Here is a 7,514-nt window from a genome sequence, read left to right as displayed (position 1 = left end):
AAATGGAAAGCTGGTCGCTGACCACCATCCGCGAGAAGGTGGTGAAAGTCGGCGCGAAGGTGATCGCCCATGCCCGCTACGCCGTGTTCCAGATGGCCGAGGTCGCTGTACCGCGTGACCTGTTTCGCGGCATCCTCGACATGATCGACGATCTGCGGCCACGAAAACCAGCGCCATGCTGACGGACAGAGCAGACCGCAAGGGACGAGCGATAGGCGAAGTGTACCCGCTTCGCTGCAAAACCCGTGAGAATTGTGCCGCTGAGGCAAGTCATGGCCGCCGGACTGGTGATTTTGCTTCTACTGAGGCTGTCGCCGCGCCATTTTATCTTCCGGTTCCAGGGCGATAAATCGTAGTCGGCATGGTTTCATATTTGCTTGTCTATAGCACTGCTATTATGTTTTACTCTGCTTTGTATCCGCGGCGGAAAAATCTGGAGGGATTATTGATCGTCTCTCACGAGAAGAAGTTTATTTTTGTCCATAACCCGAAATGCGCGGGAACAGCCTTCAGAGCTGTGATCGAGGCGCATCACGACCATGCGCGGCGCTTTTGGGGGATCGAGCATGAGCCCTATTTCCAGCGTGATATTGATTACGCACATCTACGACTCTGGGAATTAGCCGCCTTATTCCCAGACCTGGTTGCTCTGCTTGAGAGCTATAATTCCGTTGCTTTCGTTCGCAATCCGTTCCAACGCCTCATCTCCGCCATCAGTGAACATTTCAAACAATATCGGCCCGATACGAAGTTTTTTGAACTCTCAGCCTCTTCTCAACTTAAAATAGCCGAGACTTTTGTTAGCAACGAACTTACCTTGCCGCGTATCCAGGCAGATTTCCGCTATGTGCATTTCTCGCCACAATCCTGGTTTCTTGCGCTGGGGTCAACGCGCAAAGTAAAGCATGTATTGCCGATTCTCGCCGACGGGCACTTTGGCCGCGAAGGGCTGGAACGGCTTGGCCTGGCTACAATGCCGCTCAAGCCGCTCAACATGATGACCGCCAGTCTCGCGCCGCTGCTCAATTCCAACATTATCCGCAACTTCACCATGGACTTCTACCACGAAGATTTTCAGATTCTCTATGCGGATGCGGCGCTGCGCCCAGTTATTCTGCAATCTCCAGTTCCGCTGGACATGACACGTATTTTTTCCATCCCAGGAATCCCGTCAACCCCGCTCCTCTCGCGCCCCGCATCGAAGTCGAACTCCCTCGCGCGCGGATTAGCAGCGCTGAAGCCGCGCAAGCTAATGCGCCACTCAGTGATGAAGCTGCGCCGCGCTCTGGGATTTTAGGGGGCGGGCAATTTTTGGTATACTTTAATATAGGCGATACGCATTACCTGCGGTGAGATCAGCCCATCCACGGACCAGCCACCACCCAGCGCCAAATTAGCCAGAATATACATCGGCTGCCTATACTCCGGCGGTGTCGGCGTGCGCCAATATTCATGACGGTTTAGATAAAAGCTTGTCGTCTCAGGGGTGATAAGCACACCAAATTTATTGTAGCTCGACGACAAGCTTCCGCCCGGAACTTTTACCATCTTCGTGCGCAAGAGTTTGTTCTTCCCGTTCACCCAAACATGTTCGGTGGTATGAAAATATTTTGTAAAGCCTCCGTAATATTCGATTACATCGATCTCGGCAGCATAACTGGACTTGTCCTTGCCGATCAACCAAAAGGCAGGCCAGGTTCCAGGGCCACTCGGCAACATCGCTTTCATCTCGAAATAGCCATATTGTTGCGAAAATCCAACCTGTCCTGACCCATCTTTGTTAACCGAACAGATCAGCCCCGAGACCCATTTACCATTCGGCTGACGCGTAGCTGTGATTGCCAGCCCCTGCGCGGTGAGTGAGAATGGCCCACCCGGTCCAGGATTGCCAAAGGTGGCATCTCCGAAATCACCATTCCATGGCGTGTGCGCCGTCCACACACGATCAGGACCTTGCGCTGAGATATCAAATTTTTTAAATTCATCATCGAAACTTATGCGGTAGCCACTGAGGTCAAGCACAGGCGCGGCGCCAACACCCACCGTGCCGGGCACGGCCTTGCCGCTCAACGCCAGCGCGCCCAGGACGGTAGCGGTAAGGAAAGTCAAGAACCGGAACATGAAAAGTCTTGATATTCTAGTCAAAACTCACCTGCCTTCTCGTCGTGCCGGTACGGGCACCACCGATACATACCGTGACAAGAGGCGCATCCAGCGTTCATTAATGGAGCGCCGTGCCGACACTCCACATATGGTAGAAGAGCAGCCCGGCCAACCATCCAGGTAGGCAAGCCTATGCCCGCTACCATGCTCCCCGCCACCATGAACAATATTACCTGGCACGCTTCACCTCCACGGGCACGCTTTGCATTACGAAACCACGAACGATTTGAACAGGCCACGCGCCTGGCATCATCACGCAGGAAGCTCTACCTTCGGCCTGAAACTATATGTTTGGCACCATCGGCAAACGACTCTTTTAAATGCATAAAAACTATGAAGAGTACCATATGTCATCTGTAAAATTAACGGCGGCCATATGTATCTTCAATACGTACTATATCATCTTCACCCAAATATCCACCAGACTGAACTTCTATCAGCAGCAAGGGAATCTTCCCTGGGTTCTCGAGCCGGTGGATACAGCCCAAGGGCAAGTACACGCTTTCATTTTCACGCAGCAACAATTGCTCCTCACCCCGTGTCACAATCGCGGTTCCGGCAACGACCACCCAATGTTCAGCCCGATGAAAATGTTTTTGCAAGGACAGTTTGTTGCCAGGGTTTACAACAATGCGCTTTACCTGAAACCGATCGCCGTGGATTAATTGCTCGTAAAATCCCCAAGGCCGGTAAATCCGGTTATGTGATATTCCCTCAGGGCGCTTCGCTGCCTTCAGCCTTTCAACAATTTGCTTTACATTCTGTGCATGATCCCGGTGCAGCACAAGAACCGCATCCTCAGTCGTGACTACCACGGCGTCCGTCAGGCCCATCACGGCGGTCAGCATGCCGTCACTGCGTACATAGCAATTGGTGGCGTTCTCCAGGAGCACATCGCCATGCGTCACATTTCCGGCGTTGTCTTTGGCTCCAAGCTCCCATAACGCGTTCCAACTTCCAACATCGGACCATCCCATATCCACGGGCACCACGGCCGCGCGTTCAGTCCGTTCTGCAATCGCGTAATCCAAACTGACAGCAGGGCAGGCCGCGAAAGCATCACGGTCAAGCCTGATGAAGTCGAGATCGGCGCGGCGGGCAGCCAAGGCGAGGCGCACCGTGGCCAGAATATCAGGCGCATGGATATGCATTTCCTCCAGCAAGGTCTTCGCCGTGAAAACAAACATGCCAGAATTCCACAGATACCCACCGGCTTCGATCATGGCCAGGGCACCCGCGCGTTCGGGCTTTTCCAGAAACCGGCCGACGCCATACACGCCGGCGAGAGACTCCAGCTCCATGCCTACCTCTATGTAGCCGTATCCGGTCTCGGGCTTGTCCGCCTTGATGCCAAAAGTCACAAAATAGCCGGCAAGAGCCGCTGAACAGGCTTTGGCCAGGGCGCCGTGTAGTGCGGCGGTATCCTGGATGGCGGCATCCGCCGCCATCACCCATAACACGGTAAATGGGTCATCCTCGGCGGCCAGCAAAGCCGCGGCGGCTATGGCGGGCGCGCTATTGCGGCCAAACGGCTCCAGAACGATCCGACTCCCGCCCACACCAATATCTCGGAGGTGTTCCGCGACGAGAAAGCGATGCTCTTCGTTGCAGACCACGATCGGGGCGGCCAATTCGTCTCCAATGGAGCGCAGGGCAGCCTCCTGGATCAGTGATCGTTCTGAAACAAGCGGCCAAAATTGCTTTGGAAAACTGGCGCGCGAAACCGGCCAGAGCCGTGATCCGGTGCCGCCCGACAGGATAACGGGAGTCACGGCACACGCTAAATCCAGCTTTTGGCAGGCGACAGAAGTGAGATTAGCGAGCTCTTCCATGCTGCTTAGCCTCTCTATTGTGCAGTGCAGTATGACGTTAACCCAACACGCGAGCAAGACAAAATTTTGTATTTTTACATTACAGGCAGCATCCGAGTTGGTTTTGTGTTCTTCAAATGAAGCCGGATCGCTGAATGATTTGTTTTGATAAGCATAATTTCTTCACACCATCACCGGAGGGACAAGATATTTGGGGCGACTGGAGCAATCGGGTGTTTTATACCGGATTTCCCAGATGGCTTGGCGGTGTCGTGACGCCTGGCAAAGAATTTTGTATAAAAATCAATGTGATGACGACGATTTGAGAGGGCAACCCTGGAGATGGTGGTGGGTGAAACGGAAACGTCCGATTTGCGGGTCGCTTTCGACCGCCGGCTGAAGCTGGAATTCCACGGCTCGAAGGTGACCTCGGACGGCGGTTTACGAACTGGACGACGCCCTCGGCCTGACAGAGATGGCTTGGCAGGTGCTGGCCGACAGCCGGACCGGCAAGAACAACCGCCACACCCTGACGGCGCAGTTTCGCCAATTGGTGTTTGTCCGGCTTGCCGGGTACGAGGATGTCAACAACGCCGACCGCCTCGGCCATGATCCGGCGATGCGCTGGATCTCCGGTAGCCGGGTGGTGACGAAGGAAGCCGCGTCCACCAGCCAGATGGGGCGGTTCAAAACCGAAGGTCATGGTCGCCCAATCCAGCACGCCCGGCACTTTCCAATTCGTGTCGCCCGTGCCGTTGCCCGCGATGCACATCACCGCCGTCACCAATTCGTGGTCACAGCTCCGCCCATAATCCGGACCGGTGACGGCGCGCAGTCCTCCCGTTCAAGAGCCTTGATCCGTTCCCGGTCCTCGCTCGTCGCGCCGGCCCGCAGCCCCCGGTCGCGCTCCGCCTGCCGCGGGACTGCCGCGCAGGCAGCTCGCGCAGATAGCCCGCTGGCACTCCCACCAATCCGCAGAGCTGGCCAAAGCTCCAATGGGCCGGCGTCACCGGCTGCCCGCCGCGCCGTGAGAAACCAACCCGGCTACTGACGGCAACGCAGGGCAATCCCCTGACCGATCATGCAAACCCTGTCCGCCGCAAAACCTTCCAGAGGAACCGGCGGGACGCATTTTATCCTTGCTCGATGTGTAATGTGTTGTATACCGACGGATGAAAAATAACGTTGAAAATAAGAAAATGAGTATGACGCTAAAATGCCCGTCAAACTAAACATTGGGAGTTGTGCTTGGGTGGCGCACATCGGGAGCGGCTGGTGAAGCGTATCGTCGTCGGCATCACCGGAGCGACCGGCTCGGTCTACGGACTTCGGTTGCTTGAGCTGCTGGCGGATCAGGGCGAGTGGGAAACTCACTTGGTGATGTCGTCGTCGGCCCTGCTGAACATTCGCGAGGAAATACCCAATGGCCGCAAGTTGATTGAGTCGGCTGCTCATGTCGTGCACAACATCCGCAATGTCGGTGCCAGCATCGCCAGCGGGTCATTCCTGTGCGACGGGATGGTGATTGCCCCCTGTTCGATGCGGACCCTGGCTGCCGTGGCGCACGGCTTGTCCGACAACCTGATTACCCGCGCGGCCGATGTCATGCTGAAAGAACGCCGCCGGCTGGTGCTGATGACCCGCGAAACACCGCTGAACTTGGCGCACCTTCGCAACATGGTGGCCTGCACCGAAATGGGCGCGGTTGTCTTCCCTCCGGTGCCCGCATTCTACGCCCGTCCGGATGGCATCGACGCGATCGTCAACCACACCTGTATGCGGGTTCTCGACCTGTTCGGCGTGCACCGCAATGTGGCGCAGCGCTGGCAAGGACTGACCAACGACGGCGCCGATCCCGCGCTGGTTCCCGCAACGATTGAAAGGCAGGCGTGATGACCTGGAACGTCAGGCGGCGTGAAGTGCTGGGAGCCAAAAACATCATCACGTAATGTGCCCTGATTGCCCTTCAGCGCGGCATAGAGCCCTGATGGTCAGCTGTGCCAGGATCGCCGCCGCCGCATCGGGCGCGCCGATGGATTTGCGGTAGGTTTCGAGACTTGCCCGCGCCGCTGCTTGTGCCTCAGTCCCGCCGTCCGTATCACCGCCGCCGAGGCACTCGATCAAGGCTGCCTGGATGAGGCGTTCGCCGCGCAGTTCGATCGCCTTCAACGCGGCGTAGAGCTCTCTACGTTCGGCACCTGCCTGTGGATCGGGCGCAGTCTCGATTATGGAGCGGGCCTTGCGGCGGGCCAAGCGGATCGGCCGGACCAGATTTTCGTTCAGATCCGCAACGCCCGCGCGCAGAGCCTCGATTTCTGTCCGACCCACAGTCCGGCCTCTTGTCTGCGCCAGCCACAGGCACAGCAGCACGATATTGACATCGAAGCCGTATTCGTCCTGCAGGCCAAGACAACAAGCCGCGACCTGCGGCCTGGAATAGACCATCAGCGAGAATTGCCAGAACGCAGCGGCATCGGCTGAAGATGTCGGCCTGTTCATCGTCGGCTAGCTTCCAAAACAAGAACGAGCGGCAAAACCTTCGCTCTGCCGCCCGCCTGGCGCGTCTACCACGCCTTTTGAAAGTCGATCAGAAGGTTCGCGCCCCGAGGTGAATTTCCAGCATCGGACGCATCACATCCCAGCGTTCCAATTGCGACCAGTGCCCCGAACGGTCGAGCACATAAAGCTCGGCATGCTGAAGGTGCTTGATCAGGTACAGGCTGGTGTCAAGCGGCACAATCCGGTCCTGGCGGCCATGGAAGATCAGCACCTTGTGCGGCAGCTTGCACAGGATCGACGGCGGCATGTTGAGCGTTTCGATCCCCTGCTTCATCGAATCGATCATCTTCACCGCAGTCTTCATGATCTCGGGATCGGTCGCGATTTTATAGCGGTTATTGACGATCTCTTCCATGCCCTCGAACTTGTCGGCATCGTGGGCGAAGCTGTGCATCAACTGGCGATAGCGGGCCGGGCGCGGATCGGAGTAGAACGAAAGCAGCCGCACCAGTTCCGGCGTGCGCGGGCCGGGCGCACCGATCGAGCCCATCAGCACCACCCGGTCGATCCGGTCCGGTTCCTCGCTCATCATCTGGAGCGTCAGCGCGCCGCCCATCGAATTGCCGACAACGTGCGCCTTCTTAATTCCCAAGGTGTCGAGCAGACCGAAGCATTGCTCGACCCGGGTGCCGATCCAGGCCATGACATTGTCCGGCCACGGCTCCGGAATGACCGACTGGCCGAACCCGATCAGGTCGGGGGCGATCACGAAAAAGTTTTCCGCCAGATCCGGCATCAGGTGCAGCCAGTTCGATCCGGCATGCGCGCCCGGGCCGGCCCCGTGCAGCAGCAGCACTGCCGGTTTGCTGGGGTCGCCCGCCAGCAGGGTGTGCGAGGTCAGGCCCCGTCCGGTGATCTTTTCCGCTCTCACGCTGGTATCAGTCTGCATCCTGTTTCTCCTCTTAACTTGCCGCTCTTGCTGGCGGCGGCACCCTTGCCATTCAGGTCTATTATCAGTCCAGGGCCATGGACCTTAATTGT

6 protein-coding genes and 2 pseudogenes are annotated in these 7,514 nt (G+C 57.2%); 4 read left to right on the top strand and 4 right to left on the bottom strand.

Going from position 1 to position 7,514, the window contains the following annotated elements; genetic code table 11:
• Together PHE40_RS04130 and PHE40_RS04125 are read left to right on the top strand one after the other, a co-directional pair.
• A pseudogene (locus PHE40_RS04130) lies at positions 1-182 on the top strand (IS1380 family transposase); the annotation flags it as partial.
• A gap of 179 nt (positions 183-361) precedes the next feature.
• Positions 362-1,297, top strand: coding sequence for a sulfotransferase family 2 domain-containing protein (locus PHE40_RS04125; protein WP_299958386.1), 936 nt, complete (start codon positions 362-364; stop codon positions 1,295-1,297).
• On the opposite strand, the gene PHE40_RS04120 is transcribed toward PHE40_RS04125, so the two are convergent.
• Together PHE40_RS04120 and PHE40_RS04115 are read right to left on the bottom strand one after the other, a co-directional pair.
• Positions 1,294-2,109, bottom strand: coding sequence for a glycoside hydrolase family 16 protein (locus PHE40_RS04120; RefSeq protein ID WP_299958383.1), 816 nt, complete (start codon positions 2,107-2,109; stop codon positions 1,294-1,296). The two genes, PHE40_RS04125 and PHE40_RS04120, sit on opposite strands and share 4 nt — an antisense overlap.
• Before the next feature lie 416 nt (positions 2,110-2,525).
• Positions 2,526-3,995 (bottom strand): mannose-1-phosphate guanylyltransferase/mannose-6-phosphate isomerase, encoded by a 1,470-nt coding sequence (locus tag PHE40_RS04115; RefSeq protein WP_299958380.1) that lies wholly within the window; start codon positions 3,993-3,995, stop codon positions 2,526-2,528.
• A gap of 321 nt (positions 3,996-4,316) precedes the next feature.
• On the opposite strand from PHE40_RS04115, the pseudogene PHE40_RS04110 reads away from it, so the two are divergent.
• Together PHE40_RS04110 and PHE40_RS04105 are read left to right on the top strand one after the other, a co-directional pair.
• Positions 4,317-4,671 (top strand): annotated as a pseudogene (locus PHE40_RS04110) (transposase); the annotation flags it as partial.
• A 578-nt stretch (positions 4,672-5,249) separates the two neighbouring features.
• A complete protein-coding gene (locus PHE40_RS04105) occupies positions 5,250-5,867 on the top strand; it encodes a UbiX family flavin prenyltransferase (protein ID WP_299958378.1) in 618 nt (205 codons plus the stop codon).
• Positions 5,868-5,915: 48 nt separating this feature from the next.
• Here the strand turns inward: PHE40_RS04105 and PHE40_RS04100 are convergent, their stop codons facing one another.
• Positions 5,916-6,473, bottom strand: coding sequence for a TIGR02444 family protein (locus tag PHE40_RS04100; RefSeq protein ID WP_299958375.1), 558 nt, complete (start codon positions 6,471-6,473; stop codon positions 5,916-5,918).
• A gap of 88 nt (positions 6,474-6,561) precedes the next feature.
• Positions 6,562-7,422 (bottom strand): alpha/beta fold hydrolase, encoded by an 861-nt coding sequence (locus PHE40_RS04095; RefSeq protein ID WP_299958372.1) that lies wholly within the window; start codon positions 7,420-7,422, stop codon positions 6,562-6,564.
• Positions 7,423-7,514 lie beyond the last annotated feature (92 nt).

The organism is Acidocella sp. (assembly GCF_028687955.1).
In the GTDB taxonomy this organism is placed as follows: Bacteria; Pseudomonadota; Alphaproteobacteria; order Acetobacterales; family Acetobacteraceae; genus Acidocella.
The sequence above is the reverse complement of the archived record's forward strand: the minus strand, read 5'-3'. Positions and strand labels throughout refer to the sequence as shown.

Excerpts from the sequence above, each read along its gene's own strand:
- PHE40_RS04125 (WP_299958386.1), top strand. The coding sequence starts at position 362 with ATGGTTTCATATTTGCTTGTCTATAGCACTGCTATTATGTTTTACTCT.
- PHE40_RS04115 (WP_299958380.1), bottom strand. The coding sequence starts at position 3,995 with ATGGAAGAGCTCGCTAATCTCACTTCTGTCGCCTGCCAAAAGCTGGAT.
- PHE40_RS04100 (WP_299958375.1), bottom strand. The coding sequence starts at position 6,473 with ATGAACAGGCCGACATCTTCAGCCGATGCCGCTGCGTTCTGGCAATTC.
- PHE40_RS04095 (WP_299958372.1), bottom strand. The coding sequence starts at position 7,422 with ATGCAGACTGATACCAGCGTGAGAGCGGAAAAGATCACCGGACGGGGC.